Origin of the sequence: Streptomyces sp. NPDC005752 (assembly GCF_040630715.1) — a bacterium.
In the GTDB taxonomy this organism is placed as follows: domain Bacteria; phylum Actinomycetota; class Actinomycetes; order Streptomycetales; family Streptomycetaceae; genus Streptomyces.
This window is the reverse complement of sequence record NZ_JBEXYB010000014.1, coordinates 1-26,755: the sequence shown is the minus strand read 5'-3', so window position 1 is coordinate 26,755 and position 26,755 is coordinate 1. Positions and strand designations below refer to the sequence as shown.

Annotated in this window: 22 protein-coding genes; 14 read left to right on the top strand and 8 right to left on the bottom strand. The window is 66.9% G+C overall.

Annotated features, from left to right (window positions below; genetic code table 11):
* Nucleotides 1-227: 227 nt before the first annotated feature.
* Nucleotides 228-1,565, top strand: a complete 1,338-nt coding sequence (locus tag ABZ441_RS14085; protein ID WP_358972507.1) for an MATE family efflux transporter — start codon at nucleotides 228-230, stop codon at nucleotides 1,563-1,565.
* 122 nt (nucleotides 1,566-1,687) lie between these two features.
* Here ABZ441_RS14085 and rplI read toward each other — a convergent pair whose 3' ends face one another.
* From rplI to rpsF, 4 genes are all read right to left on the bottom strand, one after another.
* The gene (rplI, locus tag ABZ441_RS14080; RefSeq protein ID WP_014155197.1) at nucleotides 1,688-2,134 is read right to left on the bottom strand and encodes a 50S ribosomal protein L9; all 447 of its coding nucleotides are present in this window, start codon (nucleotides 2,132-2,134) and stop codon (nucleotides 1,688-1,690) included.
* An 18-nt stretch (nucleotides 2,135-2,152) separates the two neighbouring features.
* The gene (rpsR, locus tag ABZ441_RS14075; protein WP_003967857.1) at nucleotides 2,153-2,389 is read right to left on the bottom strand and encodes a 30S ribosomal protein S18; all 237 of its coding nucleotides are present in this window, start codon (nucleotides 2,387-2,389) and stop codon (nucleotides 2,153-2,155) included.
* A 42-nt stretch (nucleotides 2,390-2,431) separates the two neighbouring features.
* Nucleotides 2,432-3,058, bottom strand: a complete 627-nt coding sequence (locus ABZ441_RS14070) for a single-stranded DNA-binding protein (RefSeq protein ID WP_205019142.1) — start codon at nucleotides 3,056-3,058, stop codon at nucleotides 2,432-2,434.
* 71 nt (nucleotides 3,059-3,129) lie between these two features.
* Nucleotides 3,130-3,420, bottom strand: a complete 291-nt coding sequence (rpsF, locus tag ABZ441_RS14065; protein ID WP_358972504.1) for a 30S ribosomal protein S6 — start codon at nucleotides 3,418-3,420, stop codon at nucleotides 3,130-3,132.
* Nucleotides 3,421-3,710: 290 nt separating this feature from the next.
* Between rpsF and ABZ441_RS14060 the strand changes: the two genes are divergently transcribed.
* The 3 genes from ABZ441_RS14060 to ABZ441_RS14050 all read left to right on the top strand — a co-directional run bounded on the left by ABZ441_RS14060 (nucleotide 3,711) and on the right by ABZ441_RS14050 (nucleotide 6,479).
* Nucleotides 3,711-4,067: a hypothetical protein gene (locus ABZ441_RS14060; protein ID WP_358972501.1), complete on the top strand. Its 357-nt coding sequence runs from the start codon at nucleotides 3,711-3,713 to the stop codon at nucleotides 4,065-4,067.
* Between the two features lie 183 nt (nucleotides 4,068-4,250).
* Nucleotides 4,251-5,369, top strand: coding sequence for a peptidoglycan bridge formation glycyltransferase FemA/FemB family protein (locus ABZ441_RS14055; protein ID WP_358972498.1), 1,119 nt, complete (start codon nucleotides 4,251-4,253; stop codon nucleotides 5,367-5,369).
* 78 nt (nucleotides 5,370-5,447) lie between these two features.
* Complete coding sequence (locus ABZ441_RS14050; protein ID WP_358972495.1) at nucleotides 5,448-6,479, top strand: alanine racemase; 1,032 nt, start codon at nucleotides 5,448-5,450, stop codon at nucleotides 6,477-6,479.
* Nucleotides 6,480-6,492: 13 nt separating this feature from the next.
* On the opposite strand, the gene ABZ441_RS14045 is transcribed toward ABZ441_RS14050, so the two are convergent.
* Nucleotides 6,493-8,001: a glycosyltransferase 87 family protein gene (locus ABZ441_RS14045; protein WP_358972492.1), complete on the bottom strand. Its 1,509-nt coding sequence runs from the start codon at nucleotides 7,999-8,001 to the stop codon at nucleotides 6,493-6,495.
* Between the two features lie 166 nt (nucleotides 8,002-8,167).
* The gene (locus ABZ441_RS14040) at nucleotides 8,168-10,843 is read right to left on the bottom strand and encodes a transglycosylase domain-containing protein (RefSeq protein WP_358972489.1); all 2,676 of its coding nucleotides are present in this window, start codon (nucleotides 10,841-10,843) and stop codon (nucleotides 8,168-8,170) included.
* Between the two features lie 389 nt (nucleotides 10,844-11,232).
* Between ABZ441_RS14040 and ABZ441_RS14035 the strand changes: the two genes are divergently transcribed.
* The 3 genes from ABZ441_RS14035 (at nucleotide 11,233) to ABZ441_RS14025 (ending at nucleotide 14,468) form a co-directional block, all read left to right on the top strand.
* On the top strand, nucleotides 11,233-11,940 hold the full coding sequence (locus ABZ441_RS14035) for a helix-turn-helix transcriptional regulator (RefSeq protein ID WP_358972487.1): 708 nt from the start codon (nucleotides 11,233-11,235) through the stop codon (nucleotides 11,938-11,940).
* A 62-nt stretch (nucleotides 11,941-12,002) separates the two neighbouring features.
* Nucleotides 12,003-13,085 (top strand): inositol-3-phosphate synthase, encoded by a 1,083-nt coding sequence (locus tag ABZ441_RS14030; protein WP_358972484.1) that lies wholly within the window; start codon nucleotides 12,003-12,005, stop codon nucleotides 13,083-13,085.
* 93 nt (nucleotides 13,086-13,178) lie between these two features.
* A complete protein-coding gene (locus ABZ441_RS14025; protein WP_358972482.1) occupies nucleotides 13,179-14,468 on the top strand; it encodes an MFS transporter in 1,290 nt (429 codons plus the stop codon).
* Nucleotides 14,469-14,600: 132 nt separating this feature from the next.
* Here ABZ441_RS14025 and ABZ441_RS14020 read toward each other — a convergent pair whose 3' ends face one another.
* Nucleotides 14,601-16,043: a CCA tRNA nucleotidyltransferase gene (locus ABZ441_RS14020; RefSeq protein ID WP_358972479.1), complete on the bottom strand. Its 1,443-nt coding sequence runs from the start codon at nucleotides 16,041-16,043 to the stop codon at nucleotides 14,601-14,603.
* A gap of 181 nt (nucleotides 16,044-16,224) precedes the next feature.
* On the opposite strand from ABZ441_RS14020, the gene ABZ441_RS14015 reads away from it, so the two are divergent.
* The 7 genes from ABZ441_RS14015 to trxA all read left to right on the top strand — a co-directional run bounded on the left by ABZ441_RS14015 (nucleotide 16,225) and on the right by trxA (nucleotide 25,690).
* A complete protein-coding gene (locus ABZ441_RS14015; RefSeq protein WP_358972839.1) occupies nucleotides 16,225-18,525 on the top strand; it encodes a DUF6049 family protein in 2,301 nt (766 codons plus the stop codon).
* A gap of 49 nt (nucleotides 18,526-18,574) precedes the next feature.
* Nucleotides 18,575-20,734, top strand: a complete 2,160-nt coding sequence (gene murJ, locus ABZ441_RS14010) for a murein biosynthesis integral membrane protein MurJ (protein ID WP_358972476.1) — start codon at nucleotides 18,575-18,577, stop codon at nucleotides 20,732-20,734.
* A gap of 130 nt (nucleotides 20,735-20,864) precedes the next feature.
* Nucleotides 20,865-22,559 (top strand): serine/threonine protein kinase, encoded by a 1,695-nt coding sequence (locus ABZ441_RS14005; RefSeq protein ID WP_358972473.1) that lies wholly within the window; start codon nucleotides 20,865-20,867, stop codon nucleotides 22,557-22,559.
* A gap of 25 nt (nucleotides 22,560-22,584) precedes the next feature.
* Complete coding sequence (gene sigM / locus ABZ441_RS14000) at nucleotides 22,585-23,289, top strand: RNA polymerase sigma factor SigM (RefSeq protein WP_358972471.1); 705 nt, start codon at nucleotides 22,585-22,587, stop codon at nucleotides 23,287-23,289.
* Nucleotides 23,286-24,212, top strand: a complete 927-nt coding sequence (locus ABZ441_RS13995; RefSeq protein WP_358972469.1) for a hypothetical protein — start codon at nucleotides 23,286-23,288, stop codon at nucleotides 24,210-24,212. The genes sigM and ABZ441_RS13995 overlap by 4 nt, the downstream gene beginning before the upstream one ends.
* Before the next feature lie 126 nt (nucleotides 24,213-24,338).
* Nucleotides 24,339-25,310: a thioredoxin-disulfide reductase gene (gene trxB, locus ABZ441_RS13990; RefSeq protein WP_358972464.1), complete on the top strand. Its 972-nt coding sequence runs from the start codon at nucleotides 24,339-24,341 to the stop codon at nucleotides 25,308-25,310.
* Between the two features lie 44 nt (nucleotides 25,311-25,354).
* Entirely contained in the window at nucleotides 25,355-25,690 is a 336-nt protein-coding gene (gene trxA / locus ABZ441_RS13985; protein ID WP_031090385.1) for a thioredoxin, read from the top strand.
* An 88-nt stretch (nucleotides 25,691-25,778) separates the two neighbouring features.
* On the opposite strand, the gene ABZ441_RS13980 is transcribed toward trxA, so the two are convergent.
* On the bottom strand, nucleotides 25,779-26,396 hold the full coding sequence (locus tag ABZ441_RS13980) for a GNAT family N-acetyltransferase (protein WP_205019128.1): 618 nt from the start codon (nucleotides 26,394-26,396) through the stop codon (nucleotides 25,779-25,781).
* Nucleotides 26,397-26,755 lie beyond the last annotated feature (359 nt).

Here is a 26,755-nt window from a genome sequence, read left to right as displayed (position 1 = left end):
GGATCCTGTGCACGGACCGGGGGACAGCACTGTGGACAAACTCATATCGAGCCACGAAAGACCCCCCTGAGCTGGCGTTTCTCAATCCACTGGCTGTGGGAGAGAAAAACTTTTGCCCTCAGCTCAAGATCAGGGGAAACAGCCCCGCACCGGACTCGACAACCCGAGCAGAGTAAGGATCAGTAGCGCATTGCATCCGTTACCTGTGGAAGATTAGATTGGCCTCCATGACCCAGGCGCCCACGGCTCAGCCACCTTCCCGCCGCCGGCACGACCGCGAGATCATCGCACTCGCCGTTCCGGCGTTCGGCGCGCTCGTTGCCGAGCCTCTTTTCGTCATGGTCGACAGTGCCATCGTCGGCCACCTCGGCACTCCGCAACTGGCCGGCCTGGCGGTCGCCGCGGCCTTGCTGACAACCGCGGTGAGCGTCTTCGTCTTCCTGGCCTACGCCACCACCGCCGCGGTGGCCCGCCAGGTCGGCGCAGGTGATCTGGCGTCCGCCATCCGCCAGGGCATGGACGGCATCTGGCTCGCTCTGCTGATCGGTGCCGCTGTCGTCGCTGTGACGCTCCCTCTGACACCCCTGCTGGTCGAACTTCTCGGGACATCCGACACTGCGACGCCGTACGCCACGACCTATCTGCGTATCTCCAGCTTCGGCATTCCTGCGATGCTCGTCGTACTCGCGGCGACGGGAGTGCTACGCGGCCTTCAGGACACCCGGACGCCGCTCTACGTCGCCATCGGTGGATTCACGGCCAACGGAGCCCTCAATGTCGGACTCGTCTACGGAGCCGGGCTGGGAGTCGCAGGATCCGCATGGGGCACGGTCATCGCGCAGTGGGGCATGGCGCTCGCATATCTGATCGTCGTGGTCCGCGGGGCGCGTCGACACGGGGCATCATTGCGTCCCGACGCTGCGGGCATCCGGGCCAGCGCCCAGGCAGGCGTGCCCTTGCTGGTTCGCACGCTCTCACTGAGAGCGGTCCTCATGATCGCCACCGCCGTCGCCGCCCGGCTCGGCGACACGGATATCGCCGCCCACCAGATCATCCTGTCTCTCTGGAGCCTTACGGCATTCGCGCTCGACGCGATCGCCATCGCCGGTCAGGCCATCATCGGCCGCTATCTGGGCGCGAACGATGCCAAAGGCGCCCGCGAGGCATGCCGCCGGATGGTTCAGTGGGGGATCGTTTCCGGGGTGGTACTCGGGGCAGTGATCGTGCTTGCCAGGCCGCTGTTCGTCCCGCTGTTCACGGGCGACTCATCCGTGCAGGACACTCTGCTGCCCGCGCTCCTCGTCGTCGCACTCTCCCAGCCGATCTCCGGGGTGGTCTTCGTTCTCGACGGAGTACTGATGGGAGCGGGCGACGGGCGCTACCTGGCCTGGGCCATGGTGGTGACGCTGGCCGTCTTCGCTCCGGTTGCCGTCCTCGTCCCCCGCTTCGGAGGAGGCCTCACCGCTCTCTGGGGAGCGATGACGTTGATGATGACCGTCCGACTGGTGACGCTCTGGATGCGCATGAGGTCCGGCCGCTGGATCGTGACCGGAGCCGTGCGCTGACGCTCCGCACGCCCGACCTGGCATCGACAGGGCCTCGACAGGTAGAGAACCGTTTCACGTGAAACGACGAAGGGCCGCACCCAGAGGTGCGACCCTTCACCTAGCTCTGCTGAGCTGTGCCCTTAGGCAGCAACGACCTCGATACCGAGCTTCGCGGCAACCTCGGGGTGCAGACGGACAGACACCTGGTGTCCGCCCAGCGTCTTGATCGGCGAACCGAGCTCGACGCGACGCTTGTCGACATCCGGACCACCGGCAGACTTGATCGCCGAGGCGATGTCAGCCGGGGTGACGGAACCGAAGAGACGGCCGGCGTCGCCGGAGCGAACAGCCAGACGGACCTTCACGGCCTCGAGCTTGGCCTTGATCTCGTTGGCCTGCTCGATCGTCGCGATCTCGTGGATCTTGCGGGCGCGGCGGATCTGCGCCACGTCCTTCTCGCCACCCTTGGTCCAGCGGATGGCGAAGCCACGCGGAACCAGGTAGTTACGGGCGTACCCGTCCTTGACGTCCACGACGTCGCCGGCGGCACCGAGGCCAGTGACCTCGTGGGTGAGGATGATCTTCATGATTCGGTCACCCTTCCCTTATCGCGCGGTGGACGTGTAGGGCAGCAGCGCCATCTCACGGCTGTTCTTGACTGCCGTGGCGACGTCACGCTGGTGCTGCGTGCAGTTGCCGGTCACGCGGCGGGCACGGATCTTGCCGCGGTCGGAAATGAACTTCCGCAGCATGTTCGTGTCCTTGTAGTCCACGTACTGGGTCTTGTCCTTGCAGAACGCGCAGACCTTCTTCTTAGGCTTGCGCACAGGCGGCTTCGCCATGGTGTTTCTCCTGTGTGATCAAGAAGTGGGGTACGAGCATCCCTAGAAGGGAGGCTCGTCCGAGTAGCCGCCGCCAGAGTTGCCGGAGCCGCCGGAGCCGCCGGAGTTTCCGCCCCAGCCACCCCCGCCGCCCTGCTGGCCCCCGCCCTGCTGGCCACCGGCCGGAGCGTTGGTGGCCCACGGGTCGTCGGCGGGAGCACCGCCGCCGCCCTGCTGGCCACCGCCACCGGGACCGCCGCCCCAGTTGCCGCCGCCCTGCTGGCCACCGCCGTATCCACCCTGGCCGCCGCCCTGGCCACCTCGACCTGTGGTCTTGGTGACCTTGGCCGTGGCGTTCTTCAGGCTGGGGCCGACTTCCTCGACGTCCAGCTCGTAGACCGTGCGCTTGACGCCCTCACGGTCCTCGTAGGACCGCTGCTTCAGCCGGCCCTGCACGACGACGCGCATGCCTCGCTGGAGCGACTCCGCGACGTTCTCCGCCGCCTGACGCCAGACCGAGCAGGTGAGGAACAGGCCTTCGCCGTCCTTCCACTCATTGGTCTGCCGGTCGAAGATGCGGGGAGTGGACGCGACACGGAACTTCGCGACCGCCGCACCGGACGGGGTGAAGCGCAGCTCGGGGTCGTCGACGAGATTGCCGACGACCGTGATGACGGTCTCGCCTGCCATGGGTGAACCTCTCGGCGGGGATTGCTTCTGGCTGCTTGCTACTCGAACCCGATTACCGCTGAGCTAGATGCTCAGTGGATCTCGGGACGGAGGACCTTGGTCCGGAGGACCGACTCGTTCAGGTTCATCTGTCGGTCGAGCTCCTTGACGACCGCAGGCTCGGCCTGCAGGTCGATGACCGAGTAGATGCCCTCAGGCTTCTTCTTGATCTCGTAAGAGAGACGACGACGGCCCCAGGTGTCGACCTTCTCAACCTTTCCGCTGCCCTCACGGACGACGGAGAGGAAGTTCTCGATCAGCGGGGAGACTGCTCGCTCCTCGAGATCGGGGTCGAGGATGACCATCACCTCGTAGTGACGCATGTGGAACCCACCTCCTTTGGACTCAGCGGCCACGGTCGTTCCGTGGCAGGAGGGTCGTGATGCGTAAGCAACAGTGTCTCCGAGTAAAACAGCCGCCACTGACAACGCCCGTCTTCGAGAGTCGAGGAGGGGGGCCGCAGCGCTGGCTCGAGGCAGACACCGGTGCAGACCGTACAGAGTACCCGCAGACCGGCTTCCGGTTGAAATCCGGTGTTCAGGGCGCACAATCAAGACAGATGCGGTGTGAGAGGCACTACATTGCGCCGCCCTTCCCCGCCAGGAGGTGCTCCATGGCACAGACAGCCCGACCTGCCGGTAGCCGGCCCGCTCACCGCCGGACCTCCGATGCCCGCCCGGCCACCGGATCCCTCTTCGCTACGGACGGCCGGCCGCATCCGCTCCAGGAAGTTCTGATGGCGGTGACCGGGGTCCTCGGCGTCCTCGCGTTCGTGACGGCAATGTTCCACAGCCTGCACCTGATCAGCTCGTGGGCCGGGCTGATCGGCATTCTGACCGGGGCCTACGGGCAGTACATCTCCAGGACCACCTGGCAGCGGTTCGGTCTGATCATGGGGCTGGGCGCGTCCGCCGTCGGCTTCTTCCTCGGCATGGCGAACGGCGGCCTCTTCGGCGGCGTCGTCACCTGACCGGCAGATCCGCGGGCGTCCCGGCCGGCTCGATCCAGCGGTGCCCAGCCAGGCAGTCCCACTCGGGTGGCGGCCGGTACGGTCCAGACGGGCCAGACCGGGCGCCTCTCGGTCACAGTAGGCTTCGGCGCGAGAGCCGGAGCCCCTGACCGATGGGGACACACCTGCCGAGGAGCGCCCCGCATGAGCCTGACCCTGAGGACCATCAGCCGAGAGCAGCATCTGGCGTACATCCAGAATCTGCCTTCGGCCAGTCACTGCCAGGTCCCGGCGTGGGCTGATGTGAAAACCGAATGGCGCTCGGAGAACCTGGGATGGTTCGACAAGAACGGCGAGATGGTCGGCGCTGGCTTGGTGCTGTACCGCCAGCTGCCCAAGATCAAGCGCTATCTGGCCTACCTCCCCGAGGGGCCGGTCATCAACTGGTACGCCCCGAATCTGGACGACTGGCTCCAGCCGATGCTCGCCCACCTGAAGCAGCAGGGCGCCTTCTCGGTGAAGATGGGGCCCCCGGTGGTCATCCGGCGCTGGGACTCGGCCGCCATCAAGTCGGGGATCCAGGATCCCGATGTGAAGCGGCTGCGTGACGTCGAGGCCAGTCAGATCGAACCGCGCGCCTTCGAGGTCTCGGACCGGCTGCGGAAGATGGGCTGGCAGCAGGGCGAGGACGGCGGCGCCGGCTTCGGAGACGTCCAGCCCCGCTACGTCTTCCAGGTGCCGCTGGCCAACCGCTCCCTCGAGGACGTGCTCAAGGGCTTCAACCAGCTCTGGCGGCGCAACATCAAGAAGGCCGACAAGGCCGGTGTAGAGGTGGTCCAGGGCGGCTACGAGGACCTCGCCGAATGGCAGCGGCTGTACGAGATCACCGCCGTGCGCGACCATTTCCGGCCGCGTCCGCTCTCTTACTTCCAGCGCATGTGGTCGGTGCTCAACTCCGAGGACCCCAACCGCATGCGGCTGTACTTCGCCCGGCACAACGGTGTGAACCTGTCCGCGGCGACGATGCTGGTCGTAGGTGGGCACGTCTGGTACTCCTACGGCGCCTCGGACAACATCGGGCGCGAGGTCCGGCCCTCCAACGCCATGCAGTGGCGGATGCTCCGCGACTCGTACGCGATGGGCGCGACCGTTTACGACCTGCGCGGCATCAGCGACTCGCTGGACGAGACCGACCACCTCTTCGGTCTGATCCAGTTCAAGGTCGGCACCGGCGGCGAGGCCGTCGAGTACGTCGGCGAATGGGACTTCCCCCTCAACAAGCTGCTGCACAAGGCACTCGATATGTACATGTCCCGCCGCTGACCGCATCCCTGCCCCCGTCCATCAGTTCCTCTTCTCTCTCACTTACACCGCAGCCACCAGAAAGGTTCCGGGCCGGCCATGGCGCTCTCCCTCTACGTCGACACCGCGCGCTGGCGGGCGCACCAGAAGTCCGTTCTGGACCAGTTCCCCGGCCTCGTCCCCGTGTGCAAGGGCAACGGATACGGCTTCGGCCACGAGCGGCTGGCCGACGAGGCGATCCGCTTCGGCTCCGACACACTCGCCGTCGGGACCACGTACGAGGCCGCCCGCATCAAGGACTGGTTCAGCGGCGACCTGCTGGTGCTCACGCCCTTCCGCCGAGGTGAGGAGCCGGTACCGCTGCCCGACCGCGTCATCCGTTCCGTCTCCTCCGTGGACGGTGTGCACGCTCTGGTGGGCGCGCGCGTGGTCATCGAGTGCATGAGCTCGATGAAGCGCCACGGGGTGAAGGAGGAGGAGCTCGGGCAGCTGCACGCGGCCATCGAGGACGTACGCCTCGAGGGCTTCGCGCTGCACCTGCCGCTCGACCGCACGGACGGTTCGGACGCGGTCGAGGAGGTCATCGGCTGGATGGACCGTCTGCGCGCCGCCCGGCTTCCGCTGCACACGATGTTCGTCAGCCATCTGCGGGCCGAGGAGCTGGCGCGGCTCCGGCAGCAGTTCCCGCAGACGCTCTTCCGCGCACGCATCGGCACGCGGCTCTGGCTCGGCGACCACGAGGCGACGGAGTACCGCGGTGCGGTGCTCGACGTCACGCGCGTCGTGAAGGGGGACCGTTTCGGCTACCGCCAGCAGAAGGCCGCGTCCGACGGGTGGCTGGTGGTCGTCGCCGGAGGGACCTCCCACGGAGTCGGTCTGGAGGCGCCCAAAGCCCTGCACGGTGTGATGCCGCGCGCCAAGGGCGTCGCTCGTGCCGGGCTGGCAACGGTCAACCGCAACCTGTCACCGTTCGTCTGGTCGGGCAAACAGCGCTGGTTCGCCGAACCGCCGCACATGCAGGTGTCGATCCTGTTCGTCCCTTCGGACGCGCAGGAGCCGAAGGTCGGCGACGAACTGGTGGCACATCTGCGCCACACCACCACACAGTTCGACCGCCTCGTGGACCGGTAGCCCCGGCCCCTCCTCAGTCGGAGGCCGCTCTGCCGGCCGTGCCCCACTCCACCCGCGGTCCCTCGACCGCGGGTGCCTCGTGCCGGGCCGGCCGAGAACGCACCTGAACGAGCCGCGCCGTACGATCCGGCGCCCCGTCGAGCACTCCGCCCGACGGATCGTCGGACCCGTCGCGCCGTACGGGGTCCCGATCCGGCCTCAGGACGTCCCTGACGATCACAGCGCACAGGTAGAGCGTCCCCAGCAGATGCAGGGCGATCGCGACCTGATAGCCCTCCTGCGGCAGCCCCTGGTGCTTGTCGCCGCTCGTCGTGTACGCGAGGTAGAACCAGATCCCCAGGAAGTACATGACCTCGCAGGCCTGCCAGATGAGGAAGTCCCGCCAGCGGGGCCTGGCCAGCGCGGCCAGGGGGATCAGCCAGAGCACGTACTGCGGTGAGTAGACCTTGTTCGTCAGGATGAAGGCCGCCACCACCAGAAAGGCGAGCTGGGCGAAGCGCGGCCGGCGCCGGGCGGTCAGCGCCAGCCCTGCGATCCCCGCGCACAGCACGATCATCAGCAGTACCGAGGCCGTGTTCACCGTGCCGACGTCGATGGGCCGGCCGGTGCGCTGCGTGATGATCAGCCAGAACGAGCCGTAGTCGATCTGCCGTTCCTGGCTGAACGTGTAGAACTTCTTCCACCCCTCCGGGGCGTACGCCATCACCGGAAGGTTCACCAGCAGCCAGGCCGCCGCCGCGCCGAGGAACGCCGAGCCGTACTCCCGCCACCTCCCGGCCCGCCAGCACAGCACCAGCAGGGGCCCGAGGAGCAGCACGGGGTAAAGCTTGGCGGCGGTCGCGAGACCGATGAGGATGCCGAAGGAGAGGTTCCTGCCGCGGGACCACATGAGCATCGCCGCGGCTGTCAGCGCGACGGCGAGCAGATCCCAGTTGATCGTCGCGGTGAGCGCGAGTGCGGGGGCGAGCGCGACCAGGAGGCCGTCCCAGGGGCGACGCCGGTGCGTACGGGCGACACACACCGCGAGGATCACGGCGCAGACCATCAGCATGCCCGCGTTGACCATCCAGTACATCTGCTCGCGCTGCTGCACGGGGTCCGAGGAGGGGGTCAGCGTCAGCCAGGACGCGACCTGCATGAAGAGGCCGGTCAGGACGGGGTACTCGAGGTACGCCATGTCGCCGGTGAGGCGGTCGACGTACGGCACCAGGCCGTCGGCGAAGCCCCGCCCGACGTAGAGGTGCGGGATGTCGGAGTAGCACGCGTGCGTGTACTGCGAGCTGGTGCCACGGAACCATGCCCAGTCGTAGCAGGGGATCTTCTGCACCATGCCGAGCGCGAACATCCCGATCGCCACGAGCACGATGACGCGCACCGGTGTCAGCGGTCCCGATCCGAACCGTGCCCAGCGGCCCGCAGGCCCACCGATCAGCTCGCTGCCCGCTGCGGCGATCTCGTCCTGTCGTGTGGGCGGTACGACGGAGGGCTCCTGGTGCACGCTCGTGTCTTCTGCGCTTGGCATGCCGCACATCCTGCCGTACGGCGCTGCGGGCGGGTGTGGCCCACGTCCGGGACACACGAAGGGCCGTCGACACCTGGAAGGTGTCGACGGCCCTCATACGCGCGTCCGGCGGCCCCCTGACGGGGTCCCCGGGGGCGCAGGCATCACCGCGCTCCCCGAACGAGCACTATCCGCCGCCGCCGAAGATCCCGCCGCGGCCGTTCTCCTCGCCCGCGGTCGTACCGTCGGTCGTTCCCTCGGTCGTCCCGGTGTCCGTTCCGCCGTCCGTGGTTCCCGCGTCCGTCCCCCCGTCGGTGGAACCGTCCGTGGTCCCGCCGTTGGCGTTGCCGTTGGTGGTCCCGCCGTTCTCGTTGTTCTTGCACTCCCAGTCGAGCGGTGCGCAGGTCTCACTCGGGCTGGGGGACGGAGACGACGGAGTGGGAGACGGCGACGCGGGCTCTTCAGTGGTCTCCGAAGGCGAAGGCGTCGGGCTCGGCGTCGGGCTCGGGCTGACCGCGCCGCCGCCCCAGAGCGTGTCGCCGTACGGCTCCGCCTTCGGGAACTTGACGACCTTCGTGCCCTTGACCGCTTCGGCCATGTAGTCGTGCCAGATCTGCGCGGGGAACGAGGCACCGTGGATGGACTTCTCGCCGCCCGTGCCGTACATCTCCAGGAACTCGCGGTCCTTGTTCGTCTCGTCGTCGTCCATCCGGAACATGCTGACGGCTGTCGACAACTGCGGGGTGTAGCCGACGAACCAGGCCGACTTGTTGCCGTCCGTGGTGCCCGTCTTGCCGGCTACATCTCGTCCGGGGAGTTGCGCCGGCGTGCCCGTTCCGTTCTCGACGACGTTCTTCAGCACATCGGTCACGTTGTCCGCGATGATGCTCGGGAACGCGTTTTTCTGCACCGTCTCGTGTTGATAGATGACACTGCCCGCGTGCTTGACCTCGGTGACCGAGAAGGGCTCCCGCTGCTTACCACTGGTGGCGAAGGTGGCGTAGGAACCGGCCATCCGGATAGCGCTCGGCGAGGACGTACCGATGGAGAACGAGGGGACGTGCGAGTTCGCCATGTAGCTGTCGTCACGCAGCCCAGCCGCGATCGCTGCCTGCTTCACCTTGTCGGTGCCGACATCCATCCCGAGCTGGACATAGGGGGAGTTGGCGGACTCCTGCATGGCGTACCGGAGGCTGATGTCTCCGTAGCTCTTGTCGCCGTCGTTGGTCTGGAACCACGGGTTACCGTCGTCGTTCAGCCAGACCTCGCCGTTGTACTGGTTGATTCTCAGCTTGTTGTCGCCGTTGTAGGTGCTCTTCGGCGAGACGAGCGTGCGCTCCGACTCGCTCTGGTCAGTACCGCCCTCGGGGTTGCGCTTCCCGTACTGCATCGCAGCAGCCAGGACGAACGGCTTGAACGTCGAACCGACCTGTGCACCTGTCGCGTCGGCGTTGTTGGTGTAGTGCTCCGTCGCGTCCTGGCCGCCGTACGTGGCGACGATGGCACCCGTCGCGGTGTCCACCGACGCACCGCCGAACTCCACGTGCGTGTCCTTGTCGGGACGCTTGTCAGGGTCGATCTTGGCGGCGTACACCTTTTTGATCGACTTCTCGAGCTGGTCGACCTGCCTCTTCTTGAAGGTCGTGTGGATCTCGTAGCCGCCCCGGGCCAGTTCCTTCTCGGTGACACCCTGGTCGTTGTGCGCAAGGAAGTACTTCGTGGCGAGGTCGACCAGGTACCCGGTCTGGCCGCCCAGCTTGGCGTCCTTCCTCGGCGGCTTCGGCATGGGGAACTCGTCGAACGTCGCGCGCTTGGCCGCGCTCAGGTGGCCGTCCTTGACCTCTTCGTCGAGGATCCACGTCCAGCGTTCCTTGGCCCGCCGGGTGTTCTCCTTGGCGGAGGCCTTCACCGGGTCGACCTCGGGGGCACCAGCGGGGTCGTAGTAGCTCGCGCCCTTGAGGAGGGTCGCCAGGAAGGCGCACTCGCTCTCGTCCAGTTCGGTTGCGTCCTTGTCGTAGTACGCACGTGCCGCCGCCTGGAGTCCGGAGGCGCCCCGCCCGTAGTAGGACACGTTGAGGTAGCCCTGCATGACCTCGTTCTTCGGCACCGTCTCGCCGACCTTGAGGGTGATGAAGAGTTCCTTCACCTTGCGGCTCAGCGTCTGCTCCTGAGAGAGCATGGAGTTCTTCACGTACTGCTGGGTGATCGTCGAACCGCCCTGGGTGTCACCCCCCTTGGCCATGTTGTAGACGGCGCGGGCGATACCCATGGGGTCGATGCCCCTGTCTTTCTCGAACGACTTGTTCTCCGCCGAGATGACGGCGTTCCGCATCGCTGCGGGGATCTGGGCGTACTCGATCGTCTGGCGGTTCACGGACCCACCTGTAGCGACCATCTGTGTGTCGTCGGCCCAGTAGTAGACGTTGTTCTGTGCCTTGGCCAGCTTGTTGACCTCGGGTGGCACCACCAACGCGTACGCGATGCCGGCCGCCCCCATCATGAGCCCCAGGAATCCCAGGCACAGACCGGAGACCAGCCTCCACGACGGAACCCAGCGGCGGAAACCGTACTTCCCGGTCCGCGGGTAGTCGATGAAGCGCTTCTTGCCGGAGCCCTCGGGGCCCCGGCCCTCGTGACCACTGTTGTCGCCACCTCCCCGCCGTCTGCCGCCGCGCTGGGCGGCACGACGGGCCTCGGCACGGCCGCCGTAGGACTGTTCCTCATCGTGCATCACTGACGATGAATCTGGCGTTGCTCTGCGTGACGCATCGGTGCGGCGTCCAGCAGGCTGTTGGGCGGCTCGTCTGGCCGCTGCGCGCCCGCTACCTTGAGGTTGCGGCGCTTTGCGACGGTGCTCGCTCATCGAACGACTACTCCTCGGGCAGGCGAGAGCGCCTGGAAGCGGCAGTTGAGATCCGGTCCCCCCGAATTACGGCCGAGCCCTGCGGGAGGCTCACCCGCAGTGCATCCGGCAGTCCGCGATAACTGACGCACGGTGGCGCCTCGCGGTTCCCGGTGGTCTGCATGCCGCACAGACTACGCACGGTCAAAAACCTCTGTGGACCGAACTTCACCCCAAATTACGCAAGTCGCTCCCTATGAATCGAGGATGTGACGCCGCTCACGAAACGCCCCCTTGTCGAACATCACGAGTCGATCTATCGTGCTGATGTATCGAGTCGATACATCAGCACGGCATAAGGTGGGTCTCAAGGCCCGCGGAGGCAGCATCGAACGCATGAGGAGGCGAAGGTGAGCAGACGCTCCGGCATCCTCGAATTCGCCGTACTCGGCTTGCTCCGCGAGTCCCCCATGCACGGGTACGAGCTGCGCAAGCGCCTCAACACCTCGCTGGGGATCTTCCGCGCCTTCAGCTACGGAACCCTCTACCCCTGCCTCAAGACGCTGGTCGCCAACGGCTGGTTGATCGAGGAGCCGGGAAGTATTCCGGTCGCACCACCGGCCACGGGCCGTGGGGCCGCCCCTTCTTCCTCGCTGGCCGGGCGCCGCGCCAAGATCGTCTACCGGTTGACGGCAGAAGGTAAGGAGCACTTCGAGGAGCTGCTCTCGCACACCGGTCCGGACTCCTGGGAGGACGAGCACTTCGCGGCTCGTTTCGCCTTCTTCGGGCAGACCGAGCGCGAGGTGCGGATGCGCGTACTCGAAGGACGCCGCAGCAGGCTGGAGGAGCGCCTCGAGAAGATGCGAGCCTCCCTCGCCCGCACGCGCGAACGGCTCGACGACTACACGCTCGAGCTGCAGCGACACGGTATGGAGTCCGTGGAACGCGAAGTTCGCTGGCTGAACGAGCTCATCGAGAGCGAGCGGTCGGGGCGGGACCGGCGACGGTCCTCACCCGAGGGCTCCTCTCGGCAGGACACGGACACATCAGGAGAGACGGGCGGCCTGCCCCGGCACCGGGATGACACCCGACCGGATCCGTCCGACGACACCAAGTGACATCCCCGCAGATCCGCAAGGCGTCATCGGGGAACACCAAGAACACACAGGGAGCAATCGGCATGGGTTCGGTTCGCGTAGCCATCGTCGGCGTAGGCAACTGCGCCGCCTCACTGGTGCAGGGCGTCGAGTACTACAAGGACGCCGATCCGGCCGGCAAGGTGCCCGGTCTGATGCACGTCCAGTTCGGCGAATACCACGTGAGCGACGTCGAGTTCGTCGCCGCCTTCGACGTCGACGCGAAGAAGGTCGGCCTCGACCTCGCGGACGCCATCGGCGCCAGCGAGAACAACACCATCAAGCTCGCCGACGTGCCGAACACCGGCGTGACCGTTCAGCGCGGGCACACCCACGACGGCCTGGGCAAGTACTACCGCGAGACCATCGAGGAGTCTGCCGACGCCCCCGTCGACATCGTCCAGACCCTCAAGGACAGGCAGGTCGACGTCCTGGTCTGCTACCTGCCCGTCGGGTCCGAGGTGGCTGCGAAGTTCTACGCGCAGTGCGCCATCGACGCCAAGGTCGCGTTCGTCAACGCCCTTCCTGTGTTCATCGCCGGCACCAAGGAGTGGGCCGACAAGTTCACCGAGGCCGGTGTCCCGATCGTCGGCGACGACATCAAGTCCCAGGTCGGCGCCACCATCACGCACCGCGTGATGGCGAAGCTCTTCGAGGACCGGGGCGTCATCCTGGACCGCACGATGCAGCTGAACGTCGGCGGCAACATGGACTTCAAGAACATGCTCGAGCGTGAGCGCCTGGAGTCCAAGAAGATCTCGAAGACGCAGGCCGTCACCTCACAGATCCGCGACCGTGAGCTCGGTGCGGACAACGTCCACATCGGCCCCTCGGACTACGTGGCCTGGCTGGACGACCGCAAGTGGGCGTACGTGCGCCTCGAGGGCCGCGCCTTCGGTGATGTTCCGCTGAACCTGGAGTACAAGCTCGAGGTCTGGGACTCCCCCAACTCCGCCGGGGTCATCATCGACGCCGTGCGTGCCGCGAAGATCGCCAAGGACCGCGGTATCGGCGGCCCGATCCTCTCGGCCTCCTCGTACTTCATGAAGTCCCCGCCGGTCCAGTACTTCGACGACGAGGCCCGCGAGAACGTCGAGAAGTTCATCAACGGAGACGTCGAGCGCTGACCCAGTGGTCCACTGATTCAGTGGCGCTTCTTCATGTGGGGGGTCCCCGGGCAATACGCCTGAGGACCCCCCACCTGTGTGACCCTTGCTCACATGCCTGTCGTGCGTGATCTGGGCGTGCTCCTGCGCCTTCGGAACTTCCGTCGCCTGCTCGCCGTACGGCTTCTCTCACAGTCGGCCGACGGCGTCTACCAGGTAGCGCTCGCCACCTATGTCGTTTTCTCACCGGAGAACCAGGCAACGCCGGCCGCCATCGCCTCCGCCATGGCCGTGCTGCTGCTGCCGTACTCGCTGATCGGCCCGTTCGCCGGAGTTCTGCTCGACCGCTGGCCCCGCCGCCAGGTCTTCATTTACGGCAATCTGTTGCGTGCGACGCTGGCCTGCTGCACAGCTCTGCTACTACTGAGCCCCGTTCCGGACTGGCTGTTCTATGCCTCCGCCCTCTGCGTCACCGCCGTCAACCGCTTCGTACTGGCTGGACTTTCCGCAGCCCTGCCTCGCGTCGTCGACACCGAACGGCTCGTCCTTGCCAACTCCCTCTCCCCGACAGCCGGCACGCTGGCCGCCACCGCGGGCGGAGGTCTCGCGCTGGCCATCCGGCTCCTGACGGACGGATCCGATGCCGCCGTGGTCCTGCTGGGGGCGACCCTCTACCTCCTCTCGGCAGTGGTCTCCCTGGCCTTCCCGCGCACACTTCTCGGACCGGACAGGAATCTGGACCATGTGCCTTTGCGGGAGGCACTCAACGCGACTGCGCGAGGGCTCGCCGCCGGGTTGCGCCATCTGGCCGAACGGAAGGACGCCGCATACGCACTGGCCGCCATGACGGTGCTCCGCTTCTGCTACGGAGCGCTGACCGTGATGGTGCTGATGCTGTGCCGCTACGCCTGGTCCGACGACGAGTCGGACGGACTTACCCTCCTCGGCCTCGCACTGGGCGCATCCGCCGCCGGCTACTTCGCGGCGGCCTTGATGTCCCCGTGGGCCGTCGGGCGCTTCGGACGGTACGGCTGGCTGGCCGGCTGCGCCGGGGCAGCCGCCCTCCTGGAGCCGGCGTTGGGGCTACCGTTCACTCTTGCCCCGATGCTGGCCGCGGCCTTCATCCTCGGTCTCGTGACCCAGGGGGCGAAGATCGCAACGGATACCGAGGTGCAGACTTCGGTGGACGACGCCTACCGCGGACGAGTCTTCTCGATCTACGACGTGCTGTTCAACGTCGCCTTCGTCGCAGCCGCCGCAATGTCCGTCCTCGCGCTTCCCCCTGACGGCCGGTCTGTCGTCGTGGTGCTCACCGTCGCCGTGCTCTACGCCATCGTCTCGGTGCTCATGCTTCACCGGCGACGCGTAAGCATCGGTGTCCGGCAGGCCCCCACCAAGGGATGAGGGGCGTTGTTTCACGTGAAACAACGCCCCTCCCTCGACGCCACTCCAGGCCGGTACTCGCGCGTCCGTCATGTTTCACGTGAAACATGAAGAGCCTTCCAAGCTTCGGTAGCGGTCCGGCCACAGCCGGCGTCAGTCCTGCGCCGCCCACCATTCCTTGAGAGCCGCGACAGCGGCATCGCGCTCCAGCGGGCCGTTCTCCAGCCGCAGCTCCAGCAGGAATGAGTAGGCCTGACCAATCACAGGACCGGGCCGTACGTCCAGGATCTGCATGATCTCGTTGCCGTCCAGGTCGGGCCGGATCGCTTCCAGCTCCTCCTGCTCCTGCAGTTGCCCGATGCGCTCCTCAAGACCGTCATAGGTTCGAGACAGGGCGTTCGCCTTGCGCTTGTTCCGCGTCGTGCAATCGGAGCGGGTCAGCTTGTGCAGGCGGTCGAGCAGAGGCCCCGCATCGCGTACGTACCTGCGCACCGCCGAGTCCGTCCACTCCCCGTCGCCGTATCCGTGGAAGCGCAGATGCAGCTCCACCAGCTTCGAGACGTCCTTGACCATGTCATTGGAGTACTTGAGCTCGGACATCCGCTTCTTGACCATCTTGGCTCCCACCACCTCGTGGTGGTGGAACGAGACCCGGCCGTCCTTCTCGAAGCGCCGCGTCCTCGGCTTCCCGATGTCGTGGAGCAGGGCAGCGAGACGCAGCACGAGGTCCGGCCCGCCCTCCTCCAGGTCGATGGCCTGCTCGAGAACAGTCAGGGAGTGCTCATAGACGTCCTTGTGACGGTGATGCTCGTCACTTTCCAGGCGCAGCGCCGGGAGCTCGGGGAGCACCCGGTCGGCGAGGCCCGTGTCCACGAGCAGCCCCAGACCCTTACGGGGGTGACCGGAGAGCAGCAGCTTGTTGAGTTCCTCCCTGACCCGCTCGGCCGAGACGATCTCGATACGCCCTGCCATGTCCGTCATGGCCTTCACGACGCCCGGGGCCACCTCGAAGTCCAGCTGTGCGGCGAAGCGGGCCGCACGCAGCATGCGCAGCGGATCGTCGGAGAAGGACGCTTCGGGTGTGCCTGGAGTGCGCAGCACACGCTGGGCAAGGTCATCGAGGCCGCCGTACGGGTCGATGAACTCTTTCTGCGGCAGCGCGACGGCCATGGCGTTCACCGTGAAGTCTCGGCGTACGAGGTCTTCCTCGATCGAGTCTCCGTAGGAGACCTCAGGTTTGCGTGAAGTCCTGTCGTACGCCTCCGACCGGTAGGTCGTGACCTCGATCTGGTATCCGTCCTTCTGCGAGCCGACGGTGCCGAACGCGATTCCGACCTCCCAGACCGAGTCGGCCCATGGTCGGACGATCTTGAGTACGTCCTCCGGGCGGGCGTCGGTCGTGAAGTCGAGATCGTTTCCGAGCCTGCCGAGCAACGCATCGCGGACCGATCCGCCGACGAGAGCGAGGCCGAATCCGGCTTCCTGAAATCGGACGGCGAGGGCATCGGCGACGGGGGACACCCGCAGCAGTTCGCTGACTGCGCGGTGCTGCACCTGGCTCAGTGCACGGGGGCTGTCTTCATTGGCGTTCGGCACAACAGAAAAGGGTACGTGCCCGGACCGGCCCGGGCGTCATCACTTCCTGCGGCCCTGCGAGACTCTCCCGATCATGTGGCACGGTCCCCGGCACTCAGGTGTCGGGCACATCGTTACCATGCGGGGAAGCAGAGACCGGCAGGGCCGGCACCAGCCTGACGACGACGAGGGACGGATACGCGTGGCCGAGGCGGCAGACTTTCAGGGGACGAATCCCTCCCCTGCCCGCCGGTGGCTCCGGCGCACAGCCTCCTTGATCGTCGGGGCACCGCTGATCGCCGGCCTCCTGGCCGGTCCTGTGGCGCCCTCTGCCGGGGCCGCCGAGGCCGCGACGAAGGCTCCGACCGGCTCGCGCACCGTCGACGTGTCCCTGGACACCCTGGCTCCCGGCGCGCCTGTGGAAGGGGACACCCTCACGGTCTCGGGCACCCTGACCAACAAGGGAAAACAGACGGTCACGGACGCCGAGGTCGACCTGCGCGTCGGGCCGAGGCTGTCCGGCAGGGGTGCTGTCGACGAGGCCGCCAAGCGCACCGGGTACCTGCCCGGCAGTGATCCCCTCAAGCTCGGCGGCGCGTACACCCTGAAGGTCGCTGAACTCGCCTCCGGGGTCAGCCAGGACTTCACCCTCGCCGTTCCGGTGGACAAGCTGGACCTGGACGCCGAGGGCGTGTATCAGCTCGGAGTGTCGCTCACGGGCCGGACCAGCGACTACGCCTACGACCAGGTGCTCGGCATCCAGCGGACCTTCCTGCCGTGGCAGCAGGAGGACACCGAGAGCAAGACGAAACTCACGTTCCTCTGGCCACTGATCGCGTCGGCACACATCACGGCCGAGACGGGCTCCGACGAACAGCAGACGCCCGTGTTCGCCAACGACGATCTTGCCCTCGAACTCGCTCCGGGCGGCCGTCTGGAACAACTGGTCTCACTGGGGCGGCAGCTCCCCGTGACATGGGTGGTCGACCCCGACCTGCTGGCCTCCGTCGATGCGATGACGAAGAACTACCGCGTCAAATCCGGTGACACCACAGTCGCGGGGACGAATCAGAGCATCGCCAAGAAGTGGCTCGCGGACCTGCAAGGGGCCGCGGAGGACGGGGAGGTGGTGGCACTGCCGTTCGCCGACCCCGACCTGGCGTCCATCGCCCACCGCGGAAAGAACGTCTCAGGAGCCCTCAGCCATCTGCAGACGGCGACCGAGGTCGCAGGCCTGACCGTGGAGACCATCCTGCACGTGAAGCCGTCCACCGACTTCGCCTGGCCGGTGGACGGTGCGATCGATCCCTCGGTCGTGGACGTCGCCACCTCAGCGGGCGCGCACAGGGTCATCGCCCGCAGCGACAGCCTCGAGGAGTCCGGAGGGCTGCCCTACACACCGACCTCGGCCCGGCCTATCGGCGGTGGCACCACCGCCGTCGTCTCCGACTACCGGCTCTCCACCGCGTTCACCGGCGACATGTCCTCGGCCGGTGCCTCGACCCTCGCCGTCCAGAGATTTCTGGCCCAGACGCTGGCAGTGACGGAGCAGGCCCCCGACACCGAGCGCAGCATCGTCGTCGCCCCTCAGCGAATGCCCACCGCCGCACAGGCACAGACCATGGCGCGCGCTCTGCAGGCACTCAACGCGGAGCGCTGGACGCAGCCCCTCGACCTGACCGCGGCAGCTGAGCAGAAGCCCGATGCCCAGGCCACCACCAGGGTGCCGGGGGCCTCCCAGTACCCGAAGAAGCTGCGGAGCCAGGAGCTGCCCACACAGGCGTTCCAGGACATCAGGACGACACAGGAATCACTCAACAGCTTCCAGGTCATCCTCACGCAGCCCGACCGGGTGGTGACCCCCTTCGGGAACGCGATCAACCGCTCCGTGTCGACGTCATGGCGCGGTAAGCCGCTGGAGGCTCAGCGGTACCGTGACGCTGTCCGCACCTATCTGCGGGGCCTCACCAACGAGGTCCAGTTGATCGCGAAGTCGGACGTGACCCTCTCCGGACGCAGCGCCACGATCCCAGTGACCGTTCAGAACAAGCTGGTGCAGGGTGTGGATCACCTCGTACTCCGCCTGACGTCGGGCAATGCCACGCGGCTCAAGCTCAACGACGGCGGATCGGTGGCCGAACTGCCTGTGAAGATCGCGGGCGGGCACAGCCAGTCGGTGAAATTCGACGCCTCGGCCAACGCCAACGGACAGGCACAGGTAAAGGCGCGGCTGTTCACCGCGGACGGCGCACCGTACGGCGAGGAGATGACCTTCACCGTGAAGGTCTCGGAAGTCACACCGACGGTGCTCCTGGTGATCGCCGGCGGACTGCTGCTGCTCGTCCTCGCGGGCATCAGGATGTACACCCACCGCAAGCGAACAGTTGCGGGAGGCGCAGCGGGAAGCGACGGCGGTGAACCCGAGCAGCCGAGTGACCCGACGCCGGACACCGGTCCGGAAAGCGGGGGCCCATCGGGCCCGGGTGAGAAAGTGGACCGTTGAGCGATGTCTGTCGGGGCCTGTCGGCCGGGGACAATGAGGTGGGGTTTCGATGAACGCGCCGTACGACGGTGACCGCGGCCAAGGCGCGGGCGGAGCTGGATCGTCCGGTGGCCAGCCTGAGCCACCGGACGCCGGCCGGGACGGGGAGGCACCCGACCCCTACCTGCAGCACGCGTACGACCACGATCCGTATCGCGCCCGGGACCTGGCCGCGCAGGATCCGGTGGCGGAGGCGCTGTACGACCGCGCGTCGCATCCGCCGCCTCCTCCCGGCACCTATCAGGAGCCGCAGGCCCTCTACCAGCAGCCTCCTGCGGCCCAGCACGCCCCGGACCCCCGCTTGTGGGCCCAGACGCCGCCACCGGAGCCCTCAGGCCCCTCCCGGCATCTTCCGTACGGCGACAACGCCTCGACCACCCAGTACGTGGGAGTGGACGACCTGGTCACTCAGGCTTCCGGTGACCGTGGAGAACAGGACGCCTTCGCTCACCTCTTCCGAGACCAGGAAGGCTCGGGTCGGCCTCCCGGGCCTCCGGCCGAGCCCGAGGCGGATCCGGCACCCGTGCCACCGAAGTCAGGCGGCCGTGCCTCCGGGATACTGAAGTCCAGTGCGCTGATGGCGGCGGGCACCCTGGCGTCGAGGCTGACCGGCTTCGTCCGCAGCCTTGTCATCACCGCGGCACTGGGTGCGGCGCTGCTCGGTGACAGCTTCACCATCGCGTACACCCTGCCCACGATGATCTACATCCTGACAGTGGGCGGTGGACTCAACTCCGTCTTCGTTCCTCAGCTCGTCCGGTCCATGAAGGACGACGAGGACGGCGGGGAGGCGTACGCCAACCGGCTGCTGACCCTGGTCATGGTCACCCTCGGCGTGATCGTCGGGCTCGCCGTCTTCGCCGCTCCGTGGCTCATCCACATGATGTCGCCGACCATCGCGAACGACGTGGCGGCGAACAGCGTGGCCGTCACCTTCGCCCGCTACTGCCTGCCGACCATCTTCTTCATGGGCGTGCACGTGGTCATGGGACAGATCCTCAATGCCCGCGGGAAATTCGGCGCGATGATGTGGACCCCGGTCCTCAACAACATCGTCATGATCGTCACGTTCGGCCTGTTCATCTGGGTCTACGGCTCGTCGGCCGAATCCCGGATGGACGTGGAGACGATCCCTGCCGAGGGTATCCGCCTGCTCGGCATCGGTACGCTGCTCGGCCTGGTCGTCCAAGCCTTGGCCATGATCCCGTACCTCCGGGAGGCAGGGTTCCGTTTCCGTCCCCGCTTCGACTGGAAGGGTCACGGGCTCGGCAAGACGGTCAGGCTCGCCAAGTGGACAGTGCTCTTCGTCCTGGCCAACCAGGCAGGCGTCATCGTCGTCACGCAGCTGGCGACCTCAGCCGGCAAGCTGTCGGGCAAGGACGGCGCGGGCTTCCTCGCCTACTCCAATGCCCAGCTGATCTGGGGCATGCCGCAGGCCATCATCACCGTCTCGGTGATGGCGGCCCTGCTGCCCCGCATCTCCCGCGCCGCGCACGACAACGATCCCGGGGCCGTCCGCGACGACATCTCGCAAGGTCTGCGCAACTCGGCCGTGGCCATCGTGCCGGTCGCGTTCACCTTCCTCGCGCTCGGGCTGCCGATGTGCACCCTGCTCTACGCCTCCAGCGGCACCGAGGCCGCACGGTCCATGGGCTTCATCCTCATGGCGTTCGGCCTGGGCCTCATCCCGTACTCCGTGCAGTACGTCGTGCTGCGTGGCTTCTACGCGTACGAGGACACCCGCACCCCCTTCTACAACACGGTCATCGTCGCAGCGGTCAACGCGGCGGCCTCGGCTTTCTGCTACGTGATTCTTCCGGCCCAGTGGGCAGTCGTGGGGATGGCGGCCTCCTACGGGCTGGCCTACGCGGTCGGCGTCGGTATCGCCTGGCGACGACTGAGCAACCGGCTCGGCGGCGACCTCGACGGCGCCCGCGTGGTGCGCACCTACGCCCGTCTCTGCCTGGCCGCTATCCCGGCGGCCTTGGTCGGTGGCGGCGTGGGCTTCGCCCTTCTCGAGGCCCTCGGGGACGGCGCAGGCGGCTCCGTGGTCGCACTGGTCTGTGGCAGCGTCGTCCTGATCGGCATCTTCTTCGTCGCGGCGAAGAAGATGCGTATCGAAGAGCTCAACGGCATGGTCGGCATGGTCCGGGGACGGCTCGGACGCTGAGACACGCTCCGGCCCGCACAACCATCGCTGGACACCGCGTGTCGTGCATAGCGTCGGAGTGTGGGCACAATTGGCATGACTGTGCAGAGCTGGCTGGCATCGCGCAACGGATGGGGAGGCAGGAACGACGGTGGCGGAACGTAGCACGGCCGCTGTCGACGTGGCCGACAACAGCGGCGACGAGCCGCTGACCGCCAAGGCGGACGCGGCCTCGACCGACGGGACGGCAGAAACCCAGGACGCAGAGAGCGTGACTTCGACGGACGCGGTCAGCGGGCGAGACGGCTCGGCCGCCGCACCGGCATCGCCCGATATGCACAGCGGCCACAAACTGGCCAGACGCTACCGCCTCGAGGAGTGCGTCACTCGGCTGGACGGATTCAGCAGCTGGCGGGCCGTGGACGAGAAGCTGCGCCGTGCGGTGGGGGTTCATCTTCTGCCCGCCGACCATCCGCGCGCTCGCTCGGTGCTGGCCGCGGCCCGCTCCTCCGCGCTCCTCGGTGACCCACGTTTCGTCCAGGTCCTGGACGCCGTGGAGGAGGGCAACCTCGTCTACGTCGTCCATGAATGGCTCCCCGACGCCACGGAACTCACGGCACTGCTGGCGGCCGGTCCCATGGACGCCCACGATGCGTACCAGCTCGTGAGCCAGATCTCCCAGGCCATGGCCGCTGCCCATCGCGAAGGGCTCGCGCACCTGCGCCTCACCCCCGGCGCCGTACTGCGCAGCTCAACGGGGCAGTACCGGATTCGCGGGCTCGCGGTGAACGCCGCGCTGCGCGGCATCACCGCCGACCAGCCACTGCGTACGGACACCGAGGCCATCGGCGCGCTCCTCTATGCAGCACTGACCCGGCGCTGGCCCTACGAGAGCGACGCGTACGGGCTTTCAGGTCTCCCCAAGGACCTGGGTCTGATCCCTCCGGACCAGGTGCGGGCCGGCGTCCACCGAGGCCTGTCCGAACTCGCCATGCGTGCGCTCGCCAATGACGGCGCCACCGCCTCGCGACAGGAACAGCCGTGCACCACCCCTGACGAGCTGGCGAAGGCCGTGGCGGCCATGCCGCGCATCCTGCCCCCGGAGCCGGCCTTCACGGCGCCGCCCGAGTATCAGCGCACGACATACCAGCAGGGCACCTACGGGCGCCCGTCCGCGCGTCCGTCGTCCGCCACTCAACCTGTCATCGCGGTTCCTCCGCCTCCTTTGCAGAGCCGTACCGGTAAGGCACTCAAGTGGGCCGTCTCCGCGCTGCTCATCGCGGCTCTGGGCCTCGGCAGCTGGCAACTGGCGGAGACGGTGCTCGACCGGGACAACGACTCCGGAGACCCGACCCCCACGCAGACCACTGACGACGGCGACAACAACAACGCCGTAGCACCCAGCAAGCCCCTGACTGTCGTGGGAGCCCGGGACTACGATCCGCTGGCTGACGGGTCCGAGAAGCCTGCCACCATAAAGAACATCTATGACGGGGACAAGAACTCCTACTGGAGCACCGACGGCTACTACAGTGCCGGTTTCGGCGGGCTCAAGAAGGGTGTCGGGGTCGTTCTCGACCTCGGTGAAGTTCAGCAGGTGGGCACGGTCGATGTGTCCTTCCTCGGCGGTAGCACCTCCGTCGAGCTGAGGACCACCGAAGATTCGTCCGTTCCCCAGATGCCCGACGGCTTCACCAAGGTTGCGCAAGGTTCCGGAACAAACGTGTCCCTCAAACCCGACAAGCAGGTGAAGGCGCGATACCTTCTGGTCTGGCTGACCAAGTTGCCGTTGAGTGATGGCGGGAACTACCGAGGAAAGATCTCGGATATCAAGGTCACCAGCTGACGGCATCAGGGGAGGGGGCTCACTGTTGGACGACGCCAGTTTCGCCGACACAAGCGACCAGGATCTCCTGGCCCAGCACGTCGCAGGCGTCCCGGACGCCTTCGGTGAGCTCGTACGGCGACACCGTGACCGTCTCTGGGCGGTAGCACTCCGCACGCTGGGTGACCGCGAGGAGGCCGCCGACGCGGTGCAGGACGCCCTGGTGTCCGCGTTCCGCGCCGCCCACACCTTCCGTGGCCAGTCCGCCGTCACCACTTGGCTGCACAGGATCACGGTGAACGCCTGCCTGGACCGTGCTCGCAAGGCGGCTTCGCGTAAGGCCACGCCGGTCGACGACACCGAGCGGCTCGATCAGCTCATGGAGCCTCACGAATCCGCCGAGGCGCCCGCTATGCGGCAGGACCTGCATCGCGAGCTCCTGGCGGCACTGGCCACTCTGCCCGCCGAACAACGCGCTGCCCTCGTCCTCGTGGATATGCAGGCTTTTCCCGTTGCAGAAGCCGCGCGCATCCTCGATGTTCCGACCGGGACCGTGAAGAGCCGTTGCGCGAGGGGACGGGCCAGGCTCCTCCCCTTGCTGAGCCATCTGCGCAGCAACAGAGGGGCCGGTAAGGACGACTCCATGGAAGGGAACCGGACGCAGGGGCCATCCGTCCCACCGGCGTCAGGACCAAGAGACGCAGGCGACACCAACCCTGCTGCTGTGAAGGGTGGAGGTGGGCTTGCATGACATCCACAGCTGACTCAGCTCAGCACCCGGACGTGTCGGAGATCTCCGACCTCACCGAGGGTCTTCTCCCGCCGTCCCGTGAGGCGGCACTCCGCCACCACATCGACACCTGCGCGGACTGCGGCGACATCCGCGCCTCCCTCGAAGAGGTCCGCTCGCTTCTGGGGGAGGTCCTTCCCCGCAGTGAGCACATGCCTGATGACGTTTGCGCCCGGATCGACGCGGCGCTGGCCTCAGAGGCGACGTCTGCAGCCACGAAGCCGACCGCCGAGATCCGTGTTTCACGTGAAACACATGACCTGCCGGCTGCGGGCACGTCCGTGCCCCGGCCCGCCGGTCGTCCTCGTGGCGCTACCGGCCCCGGCCGGAGTCCCTCCCTGCGTCGGCGGCGCACAATGATCCTTGGTACCGCATTCGGCGCTGCGGCCGTGGGCGTGAGCATTTTCCTGCTTCAGTCGCTTCAACCGTCGCAGGATTCGGCCGGCTCGACGGCAGACCGTGGGGTCAGCGCCGCGGAGAAGAGCGAAGAAGACCTTTCGAAGGGCACGCTCGAAGGCCGCGTCCATTCGCTTCTGAGCGAGGCGTCGGCTTCCGCCACTCCGGGCTATGAACCAGACAAGCCGTCCCTGGACACCAAGTCGTCCCCGGGAGACGTGTCTCCCGGGGGCGCGTCCCCCCGCACTCCCCTGCGTGCACCGATCGTGGAAGTTCCGCCGTGCATCGAGCAGGGCATCGGCCGGAACGTGCCTGCCCTGGCCATGGAAGAAGGTCAGTACGAAGGAGTAGCCGCTTTCCTCGTGGTCCTGCCCCATGCAACCGACTCCAGCCTCGTGCAGGCCTATGTTGTCGACGCCACATGCGTCGATTCCGCGCCGGAGACAAAGGGGCAGTTGCTGAGCACGCACTCCTACACACGCTCCTGAGGACCTCGCCGGGAGCCGGACCGGTATCGCGGGAATGCATGCCCCGTAGGATCCGTTGGGTGGGGTGAGAGTCGTGGAACCGACCCCAGTAGGCAGTAGGCAGTCCGCAGAGACGAGGAAGAACCCGTGAGCGACGTCCGTAATGTGATCATCATCGGCTCCGGGCCGGCTGGTTACACCGCCGCCCTGTACACCGCTCGCGCGTCGCTGAAGCCGCTGGTGTTCGAGGGCGCGGTCACCGCTGGTGGTGCGCTGATGAACACCACCGACGTGGAGAACTTCCCGGGCTTCCAGGACGGAATCATGGGTCCGGAGCTCATGGACAACATGCGCGCCCAGGCGGAGCGCTTCGGCGCGGAGCTGATCCCGGACGATGTGGTGTCGGTGGACCTCTCCGGAGACGTCAAGACCGTGACAGACACCGCAGGGACGGTGCACCGCGCCAAGGCCGTCATCGTCACCACAGGATCCCAGCACCGTAAGCTCGGCCTGCCCAACGAGGACGCCCTCTCCGGCCGCGGTGTCTCCTGGTGCGCCACCTGCGACGGCTTCTTCTTCAAGGACCAGGACATCGCCGTGATCGGCGGTGGCGACACGGCCATGGAAGAGGCGACCTTCCTCTCCCGGTTCGCCAAGTCCGTCACCATCGTTCATCGCCGCGACTCCCTCCGGGCCTCCAAGGCCATGCAGGAGCGCGCCTTCGCCGATCCGAAGATCAAGTTCGCATGGGACAGCGAGGTGGCCACGGTCCACGGGGATCAGAAGCTCTCCAGCCTCACCCTGCGCAACACCAAGACGGGCGAGACCTCCGAGCTCGCCGTTACGGGCTTGTTCATCGCTGTCGGCCACGACCCCCGCACAGAGCTCTTCAAGGGCCAGCTCGACCTCGACGACGAGGGCTACCTCAAGGTCGAGGCTCCCTCGACGCGCACCAACCTGAAGGGTGTCTTCGGCGCAGGCGACGTCGTCGACCACACCTATCGTCAGGCCATCACAGCCGCCGGGACCGGTTGCTCAGCAGCTCTCGACGCAGAGCGATTCCTGGCGGCGCTCTCCGACGAGCAGCTCCCCGAGCCGGAGAAGACCCCGGCAGTCTGACTACTTCCCCCAACCCACACCCCCGCGAAGTTAAGGAGGCCGCCGTGGCCGGCGCCCTGAAGAACGTGACCGACGACTCCTTCGATGAGGACGTCCTGAAGAACACGAAGCCCGTACTGGTGGACTTCTGGGCTGCCTGGTGCGGCCCGTGCCGCCAGATCGCGCCGTCGCTGGAGGCCATCGCGGCCGAGTACGGCGACGACATCGAGATCGTCAAGCTCAACATCGACGAGAACCCGGCCACTGCGGCGAAGTACGGCGTGATGTCGATCCCCACGCTCAACGTCTACCAAGGCGGCGAGGTTGCCAAGACCATCGTCGGTGCCAAGCCGAAGGCCGCGATCCTCCGCGACCTCGAGGGCTTCATCGTCCAGAAGTAGCGGCTGAGTGTTTCACGTGAAACGGGCCTACCCCACGGGGTAGGCCCGTTTCGCTGCGTGCTGCCATGAAGCAGGGCGCCTTGGGCAGTCAGAGAGGCCGTAGCACCGGTTCCTTCTGCACGGCGCCCAGCAGCCTGTCCAGTGCCAGTTCGACGTCCTCCTTCCAGGAGAGCGTCGTACGCAGCTCGAGCCTCAGCCGTGGATGCGCGGGGTGTGGACGCACCGTCTTGAAGCCGACCGCGAGGAGATGGTCGGCCGGCAGCACACAGGCCGGTTCCTTCCACCGCGCATCACCAAAAGCCTCGATCGCTTTGAAGCCGCGTCGCAGCAAGTCCTTGGCCACTGTCTGGACCATCACGCGGCCCAGCCCCTGTCCCTGAAACCCCGGCACGATCAGTGCGGTCATCAGCTGCACGGCATCAGGGGATATGGGACTGGTCGGAAACGCGGTGGAACGTGGCACGTACGCAGGCGGCGCGTAGAGAACGAAGCCGACCGCGACATCGTCCACGTAGACGACCCGACCGCAGGATCCCCACTCCAACAGCACCGCGGAAATCCAGGACTCTTTCTCGAGTTCAGGCCGGCCGGCCTTTACCGCAGCTTGCCCGCTGACCGGATCAAGTTCCCAGAAGACACACGATCGGCAGCGCCTGGGGAGATCCGGAAGGTTGTCCAGTGTGAGCGGTACGAGCCTTCGCCCCATGTAGGCGGTTCCTCACTTCCTTCGCCCGCCGCATCACGCGCGGCTGCCAGCGCACTCCGTTCTCGGAACAGGCTGCCGACAAAGCCGCCGACAGCGCCAAGCCCCAACCCGACTGTCACCAGGTGGCTGCGATTCACTGATCGCACGGCCGCCGCCTCCTCTGAGGTGGATCACGGTGGTGGATACGCCATACCAGAACGCATCGTATCCACCCAGAGGTGATGGGGACACCGAGAGACGGCAAAGGGCGGGACGAGTTCCGGACCCACCGCCGACCGCTCCCGGGCGGATGGTGTGACCTACGGCTCACCGGGCAGTCGGCGAGGTCATGAACGGGGAGATGAGACATCCGGTGGACG